Raw genomic sequence first — 19,701 nt, forward strand, 5'->3', positions numbered from 1 at the left:
CGCTTGTGGCGCGGCCAACGGCAGGTGTAACTGCTGCGGGATGCCTGGGAGGTGACCCTGGCAATCCGCCTCAACGCACCGGTTTCGGATAGGCAGACCGATGCAAGTGGAGCAATTTACCGCGTTGCGTCAAAGGTAGCAAATCGACCTTTCCCGCAGCGTTGCGCGGAAGGTTCGGTAACCATCTGGCCCCGGAAAAACCCCCACGCTGCGCGCTACGCGCTTGCTGCCCCCCAAGGGGGCGTTTTTTGCCTTGGGGCGGCCCGGCGGCAAAAAATATGGGACAGTCTCTCTATACTTGTTTCGTCGTCCTGAACCGAGCCCCTGCCCATGGATTTGCGCATTGCCAGCATCCGCCGCTTCCTCTACAGCCACTACTTCTTCGGAGGGGTGCGTCAGGGAGTGGGAATGCTGTTGCCCGTGCTGGTGCTGGGCGGCCTCTTCGGCAACTACACCACCGGACTGGTCGCGACCTTCGGCGCGCAATGCCTGGCCATCATCGACCAGCCGGGCGGGCCGCAGCGCCACCGCACCAACGAGATGCTGGGCGGCGCGGCGCTGGGCACGCTGACGGTCGTCATCACCGGCTTCGCATCCTCGCACCCCGTGCTGATCTGGCTGGCGGTCATCGCGCAGTGTTTCGTCTATTCGATGTTCACGGTGTTCGGCAAGCGCGGCGGGCTGATCGGCTTTGCCGGCCTGCTGCTGATGACCCTGACCATGCACTCCCCGCTGGCGCCGCACGAGGTGCTGGCGCACGCCGCGGCGACCTTGGGCGGGGCGCTGTTCTATGTCGCATTCAGCCTGGGCTTCTCGCGCCTGTTCTGGCTGCGCGAAGAGCAGCAGGCCATGTCGGTGGCGCTCTTCGCCACCGCCGACTACGTGGCGGCGCGCGCCACTTTCTACGATGAAACCGCCGACCTGGACGACGCCTATCGCGAGCTGATCCAGCGCCAATCCGTCATGACGGAAAAGCACCAGGCGGCGCGCGACATGGTGCTGCGCGCCCTGCCCCGCGGCAAGGGCCTGGGCGACCGCCAGCGCGTGATGATCTGGAACATGTTCGTCGACATGCTGCAGCTGCTCGACACGCTGGTGGCCACGCACACCGACTACGCGGCGCTGCGCCGCGCGCTGGCCGGCAGCGACTGCCTGATGTTCATGCGCGACGCGCTGGTGAAGATGTCGCTGGAGCTCAACCGCATCGCACTGGACGTGTCGCGCGGGCGCAAGGTGCAGTACCGCAGCAGCGCCAAGGCCGAACTGCGCGCCATCGAATACGAGATCGAACAGCTCAAGCAGCAGGGCCTGGGCGAACGCGAGCCCGAGATGCTGGCGCTGATCGTCCAGGTGCTGCGCCGGCTGCGCAATTCGGCGCGCATCGTCGACCGCCTGGCCGACCACACCGCCGCCTCGCCCGACGCCAAGCCCACCGACGTGCTGCGCATCAACAAGTCGCTGACACGCTTCATTTCGCGCCAGGAATTCCGCGTGGGGCTCCTGACCAGCAACCTGCGCCTGGACTCGCCGCACTTCCGCTACGCGCTGCGCGTCACGGCGGCCGCGGCCATCGCGATGACGCTGGCCAGCCAGTGGCTGTCGCCGGCGTTCTCCGCGCACAACTACTGGATCATGCTGACGATCGTCATCATCATGAAGCCGGGCTTCGCGTTGACGCGACAGCGCAATAGCTGGCGCCTGACGGGCACGCTGATCGGCTGCATCCTGGCCTTGCTGCTCTTCAACCTGACCGACCGGCCCGAACTGCTGTTCGCCGCGCTGCTGGGGGCCTGCATCATGGGCAACAGCCTGGTGCAGCTGAACTACATGGCCAGCGCCACCTTCAACACGCTGTTCGTGGTGCTGGTGTTCCACTTCGTGTCGCCGGGCACGGTGTCCATGTCGGTGATCGGCGAACGCGCCATCGACACGCTGATCGGCTGCGCGCTGGCGCTGATCTGCAGCTACATCCTGCCCTGGTGGGAAGCCCGCTACCTGAAACCGCTGGCGGCCGCGGCCACGCGCGCCAACCGCGAATACCTGATCGCCGGTCTGCGCTACGTCGAGGCCATGCAAGCCCACGGCGCGCCCGTGGGCGCCGCCGCCGGCGAGACTCCGGCGGTCACGGACGCCGACCTGGCCTGGCGGCTGGCGCGCAAGAACGTGCACATCTCCTTCAGCAATTTCGCCGAGGCTTTCTACCGCATGATGAGCGAGCCCACCTCGCATCAGGTAAGCGTGCCGGAGCTCAACAACCTGCTGATCCAGAACCACATCCTGGCCTCGCAGATCACGGCGGCAATCCCCATTCTGGCCGGCCTGCCGGCCACGCCCGAAGCCGTGCAGCGGGCGCTGACCGGCATGGTGGACCTGCTGGACGAGAATCGGGCGCAGGCGCCCACCGGTCTGCCGACCCAGTTCGACACCGAAGGCGAACAGGCCGCGCTGGTCTATCCGGTCAAGCAGATGCTGAAGGCGACGCACATGATCCGCCAGGAACTGCACGCGCTGGCCGATCCCACGCACGCGCCGCCGGTGGCGGCGGCTGCGTGACTGCCGCCGCTTGATCTGGCGGAATGGGAAGAACCCGGGCGCGAGGCCCGGGACCGGATCAGACCTTGCGGCGGAACACCAGCTTGTCTTCCGACGAGGCGGAGGCGTCGAACTTGTAGCCTTCGAGGTCAAACCCCTGCAGGCCTTCGGGCTTGGACACCTTGTGCAGGATCGCGTAGCGCGCCATCAGGCCGCGCGCGCGCTTGGCGTGGAAGCTGATGACCTTCCAGGCGCCGTTCTTCCAGTCCTGGAACACGCATTGCACGACGCGCGCCTTCAGCGTCTTCAGGTCGACCGACTTGAAGTATTCCTCGGACGCCAGGTTGACGATCACGGGCGCCTTCTGGCCGGCCTGCCGTTCGTTGAGATAGTCGGCGATGGCCGGGCCCCAGTACTCGTACAGGTTCTTGCCCTTGGGCGTGGCCAGGCGCGTGCCCATTTCCAGGCGGTACGGCTGCATCAGGTCCAGCGGACGCAGCACGCCATACAGGCCGCTCAGGATGGCCACGTGCTCCTGCGCCCAGTCCAGCTGCTTGGCCGACAGGGTGGCGGCCTCCAGCCCTTCGTAGACGTCGCCGTTGAAGGCCAGCACCGCCTGGCGCGAGTTGGCCTGCGTGAAGCTGCGCTTCCAGTGGGCGTAGCGCTGCACGTTGAGTTCGGACAGCGCCGGGCTCAGGCTCATGAGCTCGGAGATATCCTCGGCCGACTTGGTTTTCAGCACCTTGATGAGGCCGGCGGCCTGGTCCACGAACAGCGGCTGGGTATGCGTCTCGATGTGCAGCGGCGAGTCGTAATCCAGCTTCTTGGCGGGAGAAAGCAAAAACAGCATTCCGGAATTCCTTTTTAGCGTGCCGTCCAGCCGCCATCGACCGAGACGGACGTACCTGTGATTTGCGCGGCGGCATCCGAAGCCAGGAACACGGCGGTGCCTCCCAGTTGCTCCGGCGTCACGAATTGCAGCGACGGCTGCTTTTCGCTCAGCAGTTCGCGTGCGGCGGTTTCCTGATCGACGCCATCCTTTTCCGCCAGCGCGGTGATCTGCTTTTCAACCAACGGCGTACGCACCCAGCCCGGGCAGATGGCGTTGGCGGTGATGCCCTGGCCGGCCGTTTCCAGCGCGGTCACCTTGGTGAAGCCGACCACGCCATGCTTGGCGGCCACGTAGGCCGACTTGTTGGCCGAAGCCACCAGGCCATGGGCCGAGGCGATGTTGATGATGCGGCCGAAGCCCTGCTTCTTCATGTGCGGCAAGGCTGCTGCGGTGCCGTGGAACACGGCCGACAGGTTCAGCGCCAGGATCGCATCCCATTTTTCGGCGGGGAAATCTTCGATCAAGGCAGTGTGCTGGATGCCGGCGTTGTTGACCAGGATGTCGATGCGGCCCAATTGGCGCACGGCGTTCTCGACCAGCTCGCGCACGGCCGCGCCCTTGGACAGGTCGGCGCCGTCGTAGATGACCTTCACGCCATGCTTGTCAGCCAGGCTGGCGCGGAGCTTTTCGATTTCGGCGGCATCGCCGAAGCCGTTCAAGACGATATCGGCGCCTTGCTGGGCAAAGGCAGTGGCGATACCCAGGCCGATGCCGCTGGTGGAACCGGTGACAAGGGCGACTTTTCCTTTAAGCATGAGCATTCTCCTGTGGTCGGGCACATTGGACGGGCCAAGCAAGGGTCAAGTGTAGCTGCCCGGCATGACGGCAATCATGCCATGCCCGCACGGCCCGCAGGGTCAAGCAGCGGGTGGAGTGTCGCGCGGCGCAGGAGGTTTCGGCGCCTCGTCCTGGGCCGATTCCGCCGTTGGCAGATCGGCCATGCCGCCCCGGTTTTCGGGTATGCGTTCCAGCAGCTTGATCAGCATCGGCACCACGCCCATCGAAATCGCCACGATGACGGACAGCACGTCGCGCTGTTCCAGGTTCACCAGATTGTTGTCCCAGGCTTCATTGAAGATGGCAAAGCTGAACTCGCCGCCCTGCGCCAACGCCAGCGCAAACAGCAGCCGGTGATAGCGCGGCAACCCGAGAAAGCGGGAAAATCCATAAAGAATCAAGGCCTTGACCAGTAGCAGCGCGAGTACGCCCGCGGCGATGAACGGCCAGTGATTGGCCACCACCTTCAAGTTCACGGACATGCCGATGGCCACGAAGAACAGGCCCAGCAACAAGCCCTTGAAGGGGTCGATCGCCTTTTCCAGATCGTGCCGGTAGCGCGATTCGGCCATCAGCACGCCCACCAGGAATCCCCCCAGGCCCGCGGACAGGCCGGCGAAGTCGAACAATTGGGCAGCGCCCACCACCATCAACAAGGCGGCGGCAGTAAACAATTCGTTCAGTTGCGCCTTGGCTGCCCAGCCCAGCAGGCGCAGACGGTAAGCGGCGGCGACCACCAGCACGGCGATCAGCGCCTCCTTGAAGGACGGCGCCGAGGTGCCGTCGGAGCCCAGCAAGCCCGCCGCCACCAGCATGGGGATCGCCGCCATGTCCTGGAACAGCAGTATTCCCAGCGCCGACCTGCCCAGCGGCGTGCGCGTCAGCACGCGTTCGTCCAGCAGCCGCAAGGCCACCGCTGTGGACGACAGGGCCAGCGACAGGCCGCAAAGGATCGCCGCCTGCCACTCCATGCCGGCCAGATGCCGCAGCGCCGCGCCGAACACCACCGCCAGCAGCAGCCCGCAAGCCAGCATCTGCAAGGAACCCAGCACGAAGACTTCGTTGCGCATGGCCCACAGGCGTTTGGGCGAAAGCTCCAGCCCGATGATGAACAACATCATCACCACGCCCCACTGGGACACATTGATCATGGTGTCCACATTGGTGACGAGCCTGAGGCAGGACGGCCCCACCAGCACGCCGGCCAGCAGGTATCCCGGAATGGCGCCCAGGCCCAGCAGCTGGGTCAAGGGCACGCACAGCACGGCCGCAAGCAGAAGGATAAGGATGAGATCCATGGGACTAGCGGTTCCGGGATGAGCACCGAGACGAGAAGAGTGCCGGGCAGGGACGCCGGGCAAGTGGAATTCTGGGCAAAGATCGCAGCCACTGAAAGCCAGTTGAAACCCGCTGTGGGGGACTTTCAACTAGCCCCTTTACACAAACAAAAAAAATCCTGTAGAATTGCGGGCTTCGCTGCTTCGACAACGAGATCCTTCCGACCAGGGGTCTTTAGTGGAAGACCCGGCTCTGGGGCAACCCGGCCAGGACAACCGCCGTTACGAAACCCAGCAAGGAGAGGTGGCAGAGTGGTCGAATGTACCTGACTCGAAATCAGGCGTACGGTATCCCCGTACCGTGGGTTCGAATCCCACCCTCTCCGCCAGTATTCAAGCACTGATGATGAACTCAAAAGTGCGACTCAAAAGCCCCTTTCGAGGGGCTTTTGTTTTTCTGCGCCAGCCCCTTTCGAGGGGCTTTTGTTTTTTCTGCGCCAGCCCCTTGAGAGGGGCTTTTTTCGCGTTTCCCGGCTAGTAGGCCGCGAGCTGCAAGGCCGCCGGCGCCGCAACGGCGACGCCCGCCCGGCTACTCCCCGGCAACTTGAACGCACTGACCGCCCGGGTCAGTTCCGCCGTCTGATCCTGCATGGACCCTGCGGCAGCGGCGGCTTCTTCCACCAGGGCAGCGTTCTGCTGCGTCACCTCGTCCATCTGCGACACGGCCAGATTGACGTGCCCGATGCCATCGGCCTGCTCGGCGGAGGCCGCGGCGATCTCACCCATGATGTCCGTCACGCGCCGCACCGCACCGACGATCTCCTGCATCGTCGAGCCAGCGCGCTCCGCGCTGCCGGAGCCCTGCTCGATCTTCTGCACGGTGTCTTCGATCAGGGTCTTGATCTCCTTGGCGGCCTGGGCGCTGCGTTGCGCCAGGGTGCGCACCTCGGCGGCGACCACGGCGAAGCCCTTGCCCTGTTCGCCCGCGCGCGCCGCCTCCACGGCCGCGTTCAGGGCCAGGATGTTGGTCTGGAAGGCGATGCCCTCGATCACGGAGACGATGTCGGCGATCTTGACGGAACTGGCCGAAATCGCGCTCATGGCGCTGACGACTTCGGTGACCGTGGAGCCGCCCAGCGCCGCGGTTTCAGACGCAGCCGAAGCCAGCTGGTTCGCCTGCACGGCGCGGTCGGCGTTCAGCTTCACGGTGGAAGACAGCTGCTCCATGGACGCGGCGGTTTCCTCCAGGGACGCAGCCTGCTGCTCGGTCCGGGAAGACAGGTCGGTGTTGCCCGCGGCGATCTCGCTGGAAGCGGACGCAATGCTGTCCACGCCCGCCCGTATCCTGGCGACGGTGCCGGCCAGATTGGCGTTCATGGATTCCAGCGCCCGCATCAATTGCCCGATCTCGTCGCGCGAAGTCACGCTAATGGCACTGGTGAGGTCGCTGGCGGCCACCGTGCGCGCCACGCGCACCGCCTCGGACAGCGGGCGCGTGATGCTGCGCGTCAGCAGGACTGCCAGCAACAGCCCGCTGATTACCGCAACGGAGCCGATGATGATCATCCAGAGATTGGCCGTGCCGTAGGCGCCTGCTATGTCGGCCGCGCGGGCGTCGATTTCCGCGCGCTGCAGACTGGACAGACGCGTGATCTGATCGATGAACTGGCGCGTGGCCGGCAGGAACTCCCGATTGAAAATCGTGTCGGCCGCCTGCACATTGCCTTCCTGCTTGGCCTTGAATATGCCGTCGCGGGTGCGCAGGTAGTCCGCCCGGGATTTCCGGATGCCTTCCCACAGCTCCTTTTCCTGATCGCTCTGGATCAGCGGCTCGATCTGCTGCTGCAGCGCCGAGGAATTACGGGTGGAGGTCGCCGCTTCTTCCGCGAAGAAGCCGGCCAGACTCGCATCGGCGCTCTTGGCGATCGCAGTGGTGCGGGTCACCCCGGACTGGATGTTGCGGGCCCAATCGTTGATCAGGCGTTCCTTGATCAGGGAACGCTGCGTGACGGTCTCGACCGATTCGTTGATGTTGGCCAGACTGACCAGACCCACCACGCACATGACGATGATCATGGCCAGCAGGATGGCGAATCCACCCGCAAGACGGGTTCCAAGCTTCATGTTGTTCATATTGCTCCCGGCTACTCCCGGGGCAAGCACGGATACGCACCCAGGCAGAAGCTCGGCGCCGGGCAGTCCCCGCCGCCAATGCAAGCCAGATGCCCGTAAGCCCCTGGATATCCGCCCCCAAATTTATGTCCGTTGTATATGAAAAATGCCGCCGAAAGCCTCTGTTGCGAGGGCAGACGAGACAGCCGGCGGAATGCTAACAGCGCGGATTTGGCCCGCATCGGGAGAAATGAAGAGCGAATTGACGCAAGCTCTTCCCTTTGCGTCGCCGGCGCCAGGCTGCCGGCCATCAATCTCGCATCCTTAGCGGTGCGCGGCCTTGACGCCACGCAAACGGACCGCCGGGAAGCCTGTCTCTTTCAGCTCGTCGTCCATAAAAAAAGGCGGCTCAAAAGAGCCGCCATTTTCCTCAGCAATCCTGGCGTGTCACAACGGCGCCGTCGGCCGCGCCAGCTGGAACAGGTCCGTGCTGCGCGCGTACCAGCCGCCGCCGTGCATGCGCGCGATCAGCCCCATGGCCGGCGTGTCCATGTAGCCGCGTTCGGCGTCCAGCACATAGGCATCGTCGACATGCGCGCCCAGCACCCGCCCGATCACCACGAGCTGGCGCGGGCCGGTCACGATGGTCGCCTGGCTGACGCATTCCAGCGACACCGGGGAGCCCTTGATCAGCGGAGGACGCACATGGGACGCCGGCAGCGCGGTCAGGCCGGCCGCGGCCATCTCGTCCACGTCCGCCGGGTAATCGGCGCAGGTCTGGTTCATCTGCGCGACCAGCGACTCCGGCACCAGGTTCACCACGAACTCGCCGTTCTCGATGATGTTGGCGCCGGAGTCCTTCAGTTCTCCGCTGGCATGGCGCATCAGGCCGATGGCGACCGTCGGCGGCTGATGCCCCATGACGTTGAAGAAGCTGAACGGAGCCGCGTTGACAACGCCTTTGCCGGAAACCGTGGTGAGCCATGCGATCGGGCGCGGGGTGACGGTCGAGGTCAGCACGTTGTAGACCGTCTGCGCCGGCAAGGCGCTGAAATCGAAATGCATGGATCAGGCCTCCTGCTGCCCGGCGTTCAGCGCCGACACGGCGCGCTTTTCGCGCGTGTCGACCTGCAGCTGGAACACGTCCGGACGCGCATAGTGGCCGGAAACGTCGAAGTCATACTTGCCGCGCAGGATCTGGTTGGGATTGATGTCGGCGTACAGGATGGTTTCGGCGGAAAAATCCGGACCCGCCAGCACTTCGCCCAGCGGATCGATGATGGCGCTGCCGCCGCGCATCAGCACGGTATCGGGCGCATCGCCCAAGGCGCATTCGAAATCGTCGGGATAGGCATCGCGGCGCAGGTGCTGGCAGGCCGTGAGGACGTAGCAGCGGCCTTCCAGCGCGATGTGGCGCATGCTGGGAATCCAGGAATCGCGGTCATCGGCGGTCGGCGCGCAATACAGCGCCACGCCCTGGCTGTACATGTACATGCGCAGCATGGGCATGTAGTTTTCCCAGCAGATGACGGCGCCGATCTTGCCATAGGGGGTGTCGAAGACGGGCATGGTGGAGCCGTCGCCGAAACCCCAGATCAGGCGTTCGCCGGCGGTGGGCATGAGCTTGCGGTGCTTGCCCGCCAGCCCTTCGCGGCCATTGAAGTACAGCACGGTGCAGTACAGCGTGCCGCCGTCGGCTTCGATGCAGCCCATGACCACGAAGCTGTCGGTGTCGGCCGCGGCCTGGGCCACCAACGCGACTTCCTCGCCGTCCAGCCGGATGGCCTGGTTGTGATAGCTGGCGAAGGCGTCCCGGCCTTCAGGCTTGCGCATGCCGATGGGCGCGCCGAAGGAGTTGCCCTTGGGGTAGCCGCCCAGGAACGCCTCGGGGAACACCAGCACGCGGGCGCCCTGCTCCGCCGCCTGCCGGATCAGGGATGCCGCTTTCTGGGCGCAGGCGACGCTGTCGGTGGGAATGGACGCCGCCTGGATGACGGCAGCCTTGAAGCTCTGTTGCGTGGACATGTCTCTCCTTTTTTCTCAGTGTGCAGCGTCTTCGTCGATGGCGCGGGCACGGGTGTTCGGCAGGAACAGGCTGCCGATGACGCCGACCACCGCGGTCACCACGACCGGATACATCAGGCCGCCAAAGATATTGCCGCTGGCCTGGGCCAGATAGGTGGCGGTAAAGGGCACGATGCCGCCGAAGATGCCGGCGCCGATGTGGTACGGGAAGGATAGCGCCGTATAGCGGATGCGGGCTGGGAACAGTTCGACCAGATAGGACGCCACCGGGCCGTAGACCATGGCGACCACGGCCGTCATCAGCACCAGGATCAGGATGATGGTCGTGCGGTCGACGCGCGCGGGATCGGCGCGCTCCGGATAACCGGCGGCCGTCAGCGCGCTGGTGTAGGCGGCGCGGTCAAAGCCGTTGACGGTCGTGCCGCCCACGCTCATGGCGATGCTCTGGCCGGGCAGCGGCGCGGCGTATTCAAAGTTGATGCCCTTGCCCACCAGGAATTTCTTGGCCTGCACGCAGACCTTCTTGTGGTCGGCATGGCTGCCGATCATGGCGGCCTGCAGCCCGAAGTCGCAGGCGCCGCCGCTGGTATCGGCATGCACGCGCACCGGCGTGCTCTGCATGGCTTGCGCCAGGGCCGGGTTGCCCGCCTTGAGCAGCACGTCGAACATGGAGTGGTAGCCGATGGCGGCAACGAACAGGCCGACCATCATGATCCACTTGCGGCCGATGCGGTCCGACAACCAGCCGAACAGCACAAAGGTCGGCGCGCCGATGATGAAGCCGATCAGGATCAGCGTGTAGACGCTGGTCTGGTCCAGCTGCACGGCCTGCTGCATGAAGATCATGACGTAGAACTGGCCGGTGAAGTAGGTGGCGCCCTGGCCGGCGGTGACGCCGATCAGCGCCAGCAGCACCAGCCGCAGGCTGGACCATTGGCCGAAGGTCTCCTTGACCGGATTCTTGGACAGGCGGTTCTGCTGCTTCATGCGGGTGAACACGGGCGACTCGTGCAGCTTGGCGCGCACGTAGATCGAAATCGCCAGCATCACGATCGACAGGATGAACGGCAGGCGCCAGCCCCACTGGCGGAAATCCCCGGCGCTCATGGACGCCTGGGTGCACAGGATCACGATCAAGGACAGGATCAGGCCCGCCGACGAGGTGATCTGGATCCAGCCCGTCAGCAGCCCGCGGCGCTTGGGTTCGCAGTGTTCGGCCACGTAGATGACCGCGCCGCCGTACTCGCCGCCCACCGCCAGCCCCTGCACCACGCGCAGGGTCAGCAGCAGGATCCACGACAGGTGGCCGGCTGATTCATAGGTGGGCAGGCAGCCGATCAGGACGGTCGCGCCGCCCATCATCACCACGGTGATGAGGAAGGTGTACTTGCGGCCCAGCTTGTCGCCCAGGTAGCCGAACATCACCGCGCCCAGGGGCCGGATGATGAAGCCCACCGCCAACGCGCCCAGCGCGGCCAGCAGCGCCACGGTGGGGTTGTCCTGCGGGAACAGCACCTGGCTCATGAAGACGGCCAGGGTCCCGTAGATGAAAAAGTCGTACCACTCGAACAAGGTGCCCAGGGTCGAGGCCACCACCACCTGGCGTTCCTCCTTCCTGCTGAGCGTCGGACCGGCGTCGATCCGCTGCATTGCCACATTCGCTTCCATGCCTGCTTTCCCCAATCGCTTTAGATTGATAATGCTGTAGTCATTAACTATTATCAAACTTAAACCAAGGCCTGAAAAAGCTAGGGAAAACCCGGCGCGACAGTCGCGCCTCCTGGCCGGAAGCGCGGCGCCCCGCTGCTACACTCGCGCCAGAAAAACAGTGGAGGCAGCAATGGCAAGGCCCGCCGGCAAGATGGAAAAGAACGCGGAACAGGCGCCTGCCGCCGCGCGCAGGGGCATCCAGTCGATCGAAGTGGGGTTCCGGATCCTGGACGTCATCCGCAAGGCCGGCCGTCCCCTGCCCCTGAAGGAAATCGCGGACGCCTGTGAATTGACGGTGCCCAACGTCCACTACTACCTGGTCAGCTTCCAGAAGGTGGGCGTGGTGCAGCAGCACGCGGATACCGGCCACTACGGCCTGGGGCCCTATGCCCTGCGGCTGGGCCTGGCGGCCCTGGAACAGTTCGACGTATTCACCACCGCCCGGCCCATCATGGCCGAAGTGGCCGCGATCACCGGCCACACCGTGTTCCTGGGCGTGTGGGGCAACAAGGGCCCGACCATCGTCTACCGCGTCGAAGGCGCCCGCAGCCGCCCGCTGCTGGAACTGCGCGTGGGCAGCGTGCTGCCGCTGCTGTCCTCGGCGCTGGGCCGCAACTTCCTGGCGCACCTGCCGGAAGCCAGCACGCGCGAACTGCTGGAACAGGAAATGGCCTCAGCCGGCTCGGACGGGTACGGCGGCAAGTCCTATACGCAAAAGGACGTGCAGGCCATCCGCGAGGAAGTGCTGGAGCACCACCTCAGCCGTTGCCGCGACGCGCTGCTGCCGCACTTCACGTCGCTGTCCGCGCCCATATTCGACATGCTGGGCGAGATGAAGGCCGCCATTACGCTGATGGGGCCGGTGGGCGCCATCGACGACGACCTGCAATCCGATACCGCGCGACTGCTCAGCGAGAAGGCGCGCTCGATCTCGGCGACGGCGGGCTGGGTGGAGCCGCAGGCGCGCTAGGCGCTTCTGCCGGCCTCATCTCCGCGCGTCGGGCAGCCGACTGGGCGGCGGCGTGCTGGCCACGTTTTTCTTGTAGTACGCGATGAACTCCGGCGCCGGCATGGGCTTGCCGTACAGCCAACCCTGGCCGAAATCCACCTCGCGCGCTTTCAGGTGGTCTTCCTGTTCCTGGCGCTCGATGCCTTCGGCCACGGTCAGCAGGTTCAGCGACTTGGCCATGTCGATGATGTGGTCCGTGACCTTGTGGGTCGCGGAATCGGTGCCGATGGTGTCGACGAAGGACTTGTCGATCTTCAGCGAGTCCAGCGGCAGCCGCTGCAGATAGGACAGGCTGGAGTAGCCCGTGCCGAAGTCATCGATGGCCACGGCATGGCCTTGCGCACGGGCCTGTTCGATGACGCTGCAGGCCTTGTCCACGTCCATGAAGCCGCGCTCGGTGGCTTCCAGCCAGATCTGCCGCGGATCGATGACCGTGCCTTCCAGCATGCGCTGCAACACCCGCAATGCCCCGCCATCCTTGAGATCGCTGGCGCTCAGGTTGACGGAGATGTGCGCTCCCCGGTCCTCGCCCAGCAGCTCCTCCATATCCCGGATCACCAGGCGAAACACCTCTTCGGTGATGCGGGCCATCAGGCCGTTGTCTTCGGCGATCGAGATGAACAGGTCGGGTCTCAGGGTCTTGCCGCCGCGCCGGATCCAGCGCACCAGCGCCTCGGCGCCGATGCAGCGGCCTGTGCGCAGGTCGATGATGGGCTGGTAGTGGACGACGAATTCCCGCCGCCTGATGCCGGCGGCCAGTTCGCCCGCGATCGACAGGCGCCGGCGCGACAGCCAGACGACCAGCGCGATCATGGCGGCCGCGACCAGCGTCCCCATGGGCAGCCAGAACAGGCGCTCGCGCGGCAGCATGTCCAGCGCTTCGGTCTGCGGTTCGAGCAGGACGACGGCCAGGTCCGCATTGCGCGCGACGGCGCTGAGGTAGGCCTCGTCGATGTCCAGCTTGCCGCCATTCAGCGCCTGCGACACCAGCACGAGATCGGGGTCGTTGCGGGTTCCCAGCATGCCCACGCCCGGCAGGACCACGGCGAGTTGCGCGCCGTCCGTGAGCGCCTTTTCAGTGAACCGGCCGGGTTCGAACAAGGCGCTGTAATCGCCGTGGCGCACCGCCACCATCCTGATGCCGGGACTCAAGACGGGCACCGCATCCAGCAACAGGCGTCCGCCGTTGGTCAGTTCGACCTGGGCCGGAATCAGCGGCTCTTCGTAGCTGGGCACGCCCCAGGTGGTGCACTGGACGATCCCGCCCGCCACATAGGCCAGATCGTCCACGGCCCGGTCCCGCAGGGCCAGCGCCCGCATATGGCGGATGTGCTGGGGCGAACAGGGCTCGAATGCCAGCTCGTCCAGATCGCGTAGCGTGGCCACGGTCTGGTCCAGCAGATCCTGGGTGTCCCTCAGGATGCGCTGAGCCTGGTCGTCCAGATAGCGCTGCTCGCCCGCGACGGCGCGGGACCAGGACATGTGCAGCGCGAAGCCGATGGGCAACAGGGCCGCGGCGGCGGCGAGAGCGATGGCGATGCCGATTACAAGCTTGCGCGGCATCGAGGCCGTCCCCTGGGATCGCCGGCTGGCGAGGTTATATCTTTTTACACTTTTTGGGGGGCCAATGTCTCCATCAATTTCCGCTCACTGGCGCCGCCTCAGCCCTCCGCCACGATCTTCGCGTCGCGTATGGTCTGGGCGTACTTCTGCTGCTCCTGCTTCATGAAGTCGGCAAAGCGCTGGACGCTGCCGCCGCCGTCCTCCGCCCCCACCTGCGCCAGCTTTTCCTGCACGTCCGGCATCGCCAACACCCGGTCGATGTCCTGGTTCATGCGCTGGACCATGGCGGCGGGCATCTTGCCCGGACCGACCATGCCGAACCAGATGCTGGCCTCGAATCCGGGATAGCCTTGTTCGGCCACGGTCGGCACGTTGGGGTGGCTCTTGGAGCGCTGCTGCAAGGTCTGCGCCAACGCGATCACCTTGCCGGACTGCACCAGCGGCGTGGCGGTGGTCATGCCTTCGAAGCAGTACTGCACGTGGCCGCCCAGCAGGTCATTCATCAAGGGAGCCGAGCCCTTGTAGGGCACGTGCAGCACGTCGATCCCCGCGCGGGCCTTGAAGATCTCCAGCGCCAGGTGCTGCGCCGAACCGCTACCGGCCGAACCGAACACGATCTTGCCCGGCTGCGCCTTGCACAGCGCAACCAGCTCGGGCAGCGTCTTGGCGGGTTGCGAGGCGCCGCCAAGCAAGATGGTGGGCGTCTTGCCGACCAGGGCGATCGGCGTGAAGTCGCGCTCCACCGAATAGGCCAGCTTGGGCTGCAGGCCCGGCGCGATCCCATGGCTGTTGACGTGCGCCATCAACAGCGTATTGCCGTCGTTGGGCTGGCGCGCCACCTGTTCGGCGGCGATGATGCCGGCCGCGCCCGCGCGGTTTTCGACGATGACGGGAATATTCCACATCACGCCCAGCTTCTGCCCCAGCAGGCGCGCCAGCACGTCGGTGCCGCCGCCGGCCGGAAAGCCCACCACGATCTTCACCGGCCCCTGCGGCAGGTCTTGCGCCCGCGCCGTCGCCGGCAGGACCAGCGCGGCCCCCAGCGCCGCGGCGCCGGTCATGAATTGCCTACGTTGCATTGCTGTCTCCTCGCGCGCCGGTCCGATGGCCGGCGACTGGTTCTTGGAATACTGTCACTGCTCACCGCTGCCGGCCGTCTGGCGCGGCCTGGCTGCGATGTTCCTGCGCTGCGGCGCGCGGCCGGCAGGCCGCGCCCCCTACCCTCAGCCAGCGACCCGGCTCCACTTGCCGTAGCGCTCGACCATGCGCTCGTCGAAACCGAAGCCCAGGCCGGGCTCCTGATGCAGCACCACGCGTCCCTGCTTGTGCGTCAACTGGCGGTCGACCAGCCTGCGGAAGTTCAGGACCTGATCGTCCCAGAAGAATTCGACGTAGCGCGCATTCGGCGTCGCGGCGACCAGCGGCGCATGCACGTCATGGAACCAGTGCGGGCAAACCACGACGCCGTAGCTGGCGGCGGTGGCGGCGATGCGCTTCCATTCGGTGATACCGCCGCAGACGGCGGCATCGGTCTGCAGGATGCCTGCGGCGCCCTTGTCCAGCAACTCCTTGTGATACCAGCGGCCATAGCCGATCTCGGCGGTGGCGATGGGCAGGCGCGTCAGGCGCGCCAGCTTGGCGTGGCTGTCGATGTCGTCGGGGCCGAAGGGTTCTTCGATGAAGTACGGATCGTACTGTTCGAAGCGGCGGATGTACTGCATGGCCTGCGTCACGTCCTGCCAGGCGTTGTTGCAGTCCATCATCAACTCGACGTCGGGGCCGATGGCCTCGCGCGCCGCCTTCAGACGCGCCTCTTCCTCGGCCGGGGACAGGCGGCCCGTCTTCATCTTGACGGCGCGAAAGCCCTTATCCACGTAGCTCGCCATTTCTTCGCCCAGGTGCTGGGGCGTCTTGCCGTCGAGGTAGTAGCCGCCGCTGGCATAGGCCGGCACGGTTTCGAGTTCGACCGCGCCCAGATACTTGTGCAGCGGCAGGCCGACGGTCTTGGCGTTCAGGTCCCACAGCGCGATATCCAGGGCGCTCAATGCGCGCATCACCGTGCCTTGCCGGCCTTGCAGCAGGGCTTCCTGGTACATCGCCTGCCACAGGCCTTCGACGGCGAGCGAATCCTTGCCCAGCAGCACCGGACCCAGCAGGTTCTGCACCGCGGCCTCAAAGATGGCGCCGCCGGCGCTGCCCACGTAGCAGAAGCCGATGCCTTCCACGCCGTCGGAGGAACGGACCTTCACCAGGCCGTAGTGCCGCGTCGACACGGTGCGATTCGAAAACGAGGTGACCTTGTCCAGGGGCACCGCGGCGGCGCACACGTCTATGGATTCAATGATGGGCACAACTGGCTCCTTGGTAATCGGGATGGTCGGGCGGGGCCGGCGCGGCATGCGGGGCCTCAACGCTCTGACCGTATTCTTGCCGTGGCCAAAGAAAACAACAATTATCTTCATCCATCTTTAGAATATGGAAAAAGCATCTTTTCAGGAGGGTCCGGCCCGTGGATTCGCGCTTTCTGCAAACCTATGTGCACGTGGTGGAACTGGGCTCCATCGCCCAGGCCGCGCGCCACCAGGGGCTGACGCCCGCCACGGTGCAGCAGCGCCTGCGCGCGCTGGAAGCGGACATGGGCAGCGCCTTGATCGCGCGCTCCGGCCGCACGGTGAAGCCCACGCAGGCCGGCGTGCGGATCCTGGAGCGTGCCCGCGCCGTCCTGCGCGACGTGCGCGACCTGCGTTCGGCTGCGTCCGACACCGAACTGCCGGCCGGTCCGCTGCGCCTGGGCGCCACGCCCACCGCGCTGACCGGCATCATGCCGCCCGTGCTGCGCGCCTGGACTGCGCGCCATCCCCATATTGAAATCTACATAGAACCGGCGCCCACCACCCTGCTCTACGGCAAGGTGCTGTCCGGCGAACTGGACGGCGCGCTGCTGGTGCATCCCTTGTTCGCCATCCCCAAGACCTGCGCCTGGCGCGACCTGCGGCAAGAGCCGCTGGTGCTGGTCACGCCGGCCGATATGAGGGTGCGCGATCCGCTGGAAGTCATCGCGCGCGAACCCTACATCTGCTATGACCGCAGCGTGGTGGGCGGCAAGATGGCCGACGACTACCTGCGCGCGCGCAGCCTGCGGCCGCACGTACGCTTCGAGCTGGATGGAATCGATTCCATTGCCAAGCTGGTGTCGGAAGGATTGGGCGTGGCGCTGCTGCCGGATTGGGCGACCATCGGAGAACCGTCAGCCCGCGTCAGGCGCTGGCCTCTGCCGCCGCCCTGCCCGGTGCGCACCGTGGGCGCGATCTGGCTGCGCTCCGGCGTGCGTTCGGCGCTGATGCAGGCCTTCGTGGAAATGGCCGAGACTCAGCTCGGCCTGGACTGAGCCCGGAAGATCAGTCCTGTGCGTTTGCGTCGCGGCCGTCGCGGGCCACGACCACGCCGCCCGACACCACCAGGCGGCGCGGCGCGCGCGTCGCCACGGCTTGCGCAATACAACTGGCGTCGACCAGCACCAGATCCGCGCGCGAACCCGGCGCCAGGCCATAGTCCGCGAAACCGCAGGCGCGGGCCGCCGCCGCGGTCACGCAATCGAACGCCCATTCGACCTCGTCGTCGCGCCGCAGGTCGTTGCGCAGGCCGATCAGCATGGCGCGCGCCAGCATGTCGGGGCTGCCGTAGGGAGTCCAGGTATCGCGGATGCCGTCGTTGCCGCCGAAGATCGTCACCCCCGCCTCGCGGCAGGCGCGCACGGCCGGCACGGGCCGCGACGGCGGCGCCGTCGTCAGCAAGGCCACATCCAGCGCAGCCAGCCGCCGCAGCAGGCCGTCCAGCCGCTTGGCGTCCACGCCGCCCAGACAGAAGGCGTGGCTGATGACGACCTTGCCCTGCATGCCCAGCGCCTGGACGCGGTCCAGGATCAGGTCCAGGGTAAAGGCGCCCAATTCGCCCGGCTCGTGCAGATGGATATCGACAGGCTTGTGATGCTTGTCCGCCAGGCCGAACAGCACGTCGAGCGACCTCGCCGGATCGCGGTCTATGGCCGAGGGATCCAACCCGCCCAGCACGTCCGCGCCCTGCGCCAGCGCCTGGTCCAGCAGTTCGGCCGTACCGGGCCGGATCAGCAGGCCCGACTGGGGAAAGGCCACGGTCTGGATCTCGACACGTCCGGCCAGCTCCTGGCGCGTGGCATGCACGCCCTCCAGGTGGCGCAGCCCGGCATCGGTATCGATATCCACGTGCGTACGGATGCGGGTCGCGCCTTCGCGCAGGAAGGCCAGCGCCAGGGCGCGCGAATGGCTGGCCGCGTCATGACCGCTGCGGGCGCGCCAGACGCGTTCGTTCTCGATGCGGTCGGTCAGCGCCGGGCCCACTTCGTTCACGTACCAGGGCGAATCCCAGGTGGTCTTGTCCAGGTGCGTATGGCCTTCGACCAGGCCGGGCAGCAGCAAGGCGCCGGCGCCGTCCTCGACAGGCACGCCGGGCGCGGCGGCGAGGCCGAACCCGATGCTCTGGATACGTCCGTCGAGCACCAGCACGTCCACCGCGCCGCCTTGCGGGGCGCGGACATTTTTCAAAAACAGATCGGTCATGGCAGGATTCCAGGCGCCGCGCGTGGCGGCCGGCCTTGCGCAGACCAGGCGGCACACGCCATCAAGCTCAGGCTTGGGGCGGTTCTATCCAGAAGAAGCGTTCACCCTGGCGGACCATGTCGGCCACGCCTTCGGCGCCGATGCGGTAATCCGTACCCATCAGCGTGGCGCCGCCATCCTCATGGATATGAATAATGGCGAGCGGGTCGTTTGCCATGGTGTACCAGTAGTAACCCGGCTTGAGATCATGCAGGTTCGTAGTCATGTTTCGAGTATACAAACATCCCCGCGCCGTATTCAAAAAGACACATAAATCCAGGTCATGCCTGACATGATGGCGTTGAGGCGGCATACTTCCCGATTCCAGGCCCAAACCGCCCGCAAAGTAGGCATGCGTCGACCAGGCTGTCGCCGCATTGGCGCATATGCTTTGATCGTTGGAGGAACCGCGAGCGTATGAAAAGGCAGTCTCTTCAATTCAGCGAGCCGCTTAAACAAGCTGTTTTGGACGGCCGTAAAGTGCAGAGCCGGCGCATCCTCAAGCCGCAACCGACCAAACTGACCACGGTCTGGTATGCGGACGCTGCGGATTCCGGCAGATGGGTAGCCATGGGCCCGTCGCTGGATCATCCATCCGAATTGCGCAAAACCTCCAGCTGGGTCAGGTGTCCATTTGGAAAATCCGGCGACAGCATCGAATTGACCGACGAAGCCGGCAATACCTTCGCCACCGCCGTTATCGTGGGGGTGCGCGTCCAGCGCCTGCAAACGCTGTCCGAAGCCGATGCCCGCGCCGAAGGCACGCAAGCCCTGTACCAAAGCTCCGCCCTGCTGCCGGGCGTGCCGCTGCAAACCGCCTTCGCCTTGACCTGGTGCGAGCGTTACGGCTCGCATGCCTGGGCTGCGAACCCCTGGGTCTGGGTGGTCGAATTCCGCCGCCAACAGGTCGACGGGGAACAGGACGCCTAGCCCCGCCCCCAAAAACTGGTGCGCCCGCGCAACGTCGTTACGCGGAAACAGGGGCGGATGGTGACTGCCTGTAACCTGGCTATCCGGCTTCACCTGATTCCAGGCGATTTCAATCCATTTCAATCGCGGCCGCGTCAGAGCGGACCTGCGCTGCTGCGTGGCAGCAAGCCCCATGCCACCTGGACGGGGACGGTTGCGGATTGTCGCGATTGAGGCCGGCCCGCTTACTTCTGCCAGCGC

Annotated in this window: 16 protein-coding genes and 1 tRNA gene; 5 read left to right on the plus strand and 12 right to left on the minus strand. The window is 65.7% G+C overall.

From position 1 onward, the window contains the following. The first annotated feature begins 330 nt into the window (after positions 1–330). The gene (locus IAG39_RS25470) at positions 331–2,553 is read left to right on the plus strand and encodes an FUSC family protein (RefSeq protein ID WP_059373829.1); all 2,223 of its coding nucleotides are present in this window, start codon (positions 331–333) and stop codon (positions 2,551–2,553) included. 58 nt (positions 2,554–2,611) lie between these two features. Here the strand turns inward: IAG39_RS25470 and yaaA are convergent, their stop codons facing one another. The 3 genes from yaaA to IAG39_RS25485 all read right to left on the minus strand — a co-directional run bounded on the left by yaaA (position 2,612) and on the right by IAG39_RS25485 (position 5,499). Next, complete coding sequence (yaaA, locus tag IAG39_RS25475) at positions 2,612–3,382, minus strand: peroxide stress protein YaaA (protein ID WP_054450168.1); 771 nt, start codon at positions 3,380–3,382, stop codon at positions 2,612–2,614. A gap of 14 nt (positions 3,383–3,396) precedes the next feature. Next, on the minus strand, positions 3,397–4,179 hold the full coding sequence (locus IAG39_RS25480; RefSeq protein ID WP_059373828.1) for a 3-hydroxybutyrate dehydrogenase: 783 nt from the start codon (positions 4,177–4,179) through the stop codon (positions 3,397–3,399). Positions 4,180–4,281: 102 nt separating this feature from the next. Then, a complete protein-coding gene (locus IAG39_RS25485; protein ID WP_118931710.1) occupies positions 4,282–5,499 on the minus strand; it encodes a cation:proton antiporter in 1,218 nt (405 codons plus the stop codon). A gap of 277 nt (positions 5,500–5,776) precedes the next feature. Here IAG39_RS25485 and IAG39_RS25490 point away from each other — a divergent pair. Continuing rightward, positions 5,777–5,867: transfer RNA gene (locus IAG39_RS25490), tRNA-Ser, on the plus strand. Between the two features lie 145 nt (positions 5,868–6,012). Here IAG39_RS25490 and IAG39_RS25495 read toward each other — a convergent pair. From IAG39_RS25495 to IAG39_RS25510, 4 genes are all read right to left on the minus strand, one after another. Next, positions 6,013–7,602 carry a methyl-accepting chemotaxis protein gene (locus IAG39_RS25495; protein ID WP_276310538.1) on the minus strand — a complete coding sequence of 530 codons (1,590 nt, stop codon included), beginning with the start codon at positions 7,600–7,602 and terminating at the stop codon, positions 6,013–6,015. A 435-nt stretch (positions 7,603–8,037) separates the two neighbouring features. Next, complete coding sequence (locus IAG39_RS25500; protein WP_059373825.1) at positions 8,038–8,655, minus strand: flavin reductase family protein; 618 nt, start codon at positions 8,653–8,655, stop codon at positions 8,038–8,040. A gap of 3 nt (positions 8,656–8,658) precedes the next feature. Further along, positions 8,659–9,615, minus strand: a complete 957-nt coding sequence (locus tag IAG39_RS25505; protein WP_118931708.1) for a carbon-nitrogen hydrolase family protein — start codon at positions 9,613–9,615, stop codon at positions 8,659–8,661. A 15-nt stretch (positions 9,616–9,630) separates the two neighbouring features. Next, the gene (locus IAG39_RS25510) at positions 9,631–11,283 is read right to left on the minus strand and encodes an MFS transporter (protein ID WP_118931707.1); all 1,653 of its coding nucleotides are present in this window, start codon (positions 11,281–11,283) and stop codon (positions 9,631–9,633) included. A 172-nt stretch (positions 11,284–11,455) separates the two neighbouring features. Here IAG39_RS25510 and IAG39_RS25515 point away from each other — a divergent pair, with 172 nt between their 5' ends. Then, positions 11,456–12,295, plus strand: a complete 840-nt coding sequence (locus tag IAG39_RS25515; RefSeq protein WP_059373822.1) for an IclR family transcriptional regulator — start codon at positions 11,456–11,458, stop codon at positions 12,293–12,295. Between the two features lie 15 nt (positions 12,296–12,310). On the opposite strand, the gene IAG39_RS25520 is transcribed toward IAG39_RS25515, so the two are convergent. The 3 genes from IAG39_RS25520 to IAG39_RS25530 form a co-directional block, all read right to left on the minus strand. Continuing rightward, a complete protein-coding gene (locus tag IAG39_RS25520) occupies positions 12,311–13,897 on the minus strand; it encodes an EAL domain-containing protein (protein WP_118931706.1) in 1,587 nt (528 codons plus the stop codon). A gap of 98 nt (positions 13,898–13,995) precedes the next feature. Continuing rightward, positions 13,996–14,976 carry a Bug family tripartite tricarboxylate transporter substrate binding protein gene (locus IAG39_RS25525; protein WP_059373820.1) on the minus strand — a complete coding sequence of 327 codons (981 nt, stop codon included), beginning with the start codon at positions 14,974–14,976 and terminating at the stop codon, positions 13,996–13,998. Between the two features lie 144 nt (positions 14,977–15,120). Further along, on the minus strand, positions 15,121–16,248 hold the full coding sequence (locus tag IAG39_RS25530; RefSeq protein WP_054450128.1) for a mandelate racemase/muconate lactonizing enzyme family protein: 1,128 nt from the start codon (positions 16,246–16,248) through the stop codon (positions 15,121–15,123). Positions 16,249–16,406: 158 nt separating this feature from the next. On the opposite strand from IAG39_RS25530, the gene IAG39_RS25535 reads away from it, so the two are divergent. Next, positions 16,407–17,285 (plus strand): LysR family transcriptional regulator, encoded by an 879-nt coding sequence (locus tag IAG39_RS25535; RefSeq protein ID WP_118931705.1) that lies wholly within the window; start codon positions 16,407–16,409, stop codon positions 17,283–17,285. A gap of 10 nt (positions 17,286–17,295) precedes the next feature. Here IAG39_RS25535 and IAG39_RS25540 read toward each other — a convergent pair whose 3' ends face one another. Together IAG39_RS25540 and IAG39_RS25545 are read right to left on the minus strand one after the other, a co-directional pair. Next, the gene (locus tag IAG39_RS25540) at positions 17,296–18,492 is read right to left on the minus strand and encodes an amidohydrolase family protein (protein ID WP_118931704.1); all 1,197 of its coding nucleotides are present in this window, start codon (positions 18,490–18,492) and stop codon (positions 17,296–17,298) included. Between the two features lie 67 nt (positions 18,493–18,559). Beyond that, positions 18,560–18,757 (minus strand): hypothetical protein, encoded by a 198-nt coding sequence (locus tag IAG39_RS25545; protein WP_013391913.1) that lies wholly within the window; start codon positions 18,755–18,757, stop codon positions 18,560–18,562. A gap of 191 nt (positions 18,758–18,948) precedes the next feature. Here IAG39_RS25545 and IAG39_RS25550 point away from each other — a divergent pair, with 191 nt between their 5' ends. Continuing rightward, on the plus strand, positions 18,949–19,461 hold the full coding sequence (locus IAG39_RS25550; protein WP_059373817.1) for a hypothetical protein: 513 nt from the start codon (positions 18,949–18,951) through the stop codon (positions 19,459–19,461). Positions 19,462–19,701 lie beyond the last annotated feature (240 nt).

The sequence above is a fragment of the Achromobacter xylosoxidans genome (genome assembly GCF_014490035.1).
Lineage (GTDB): Bacteria > Pseudomonadota > Gammaproteobacteria > Burkholderiales > Burkholderiaceae_B > Achromobacter > Achromobacter bronchisepticus_A.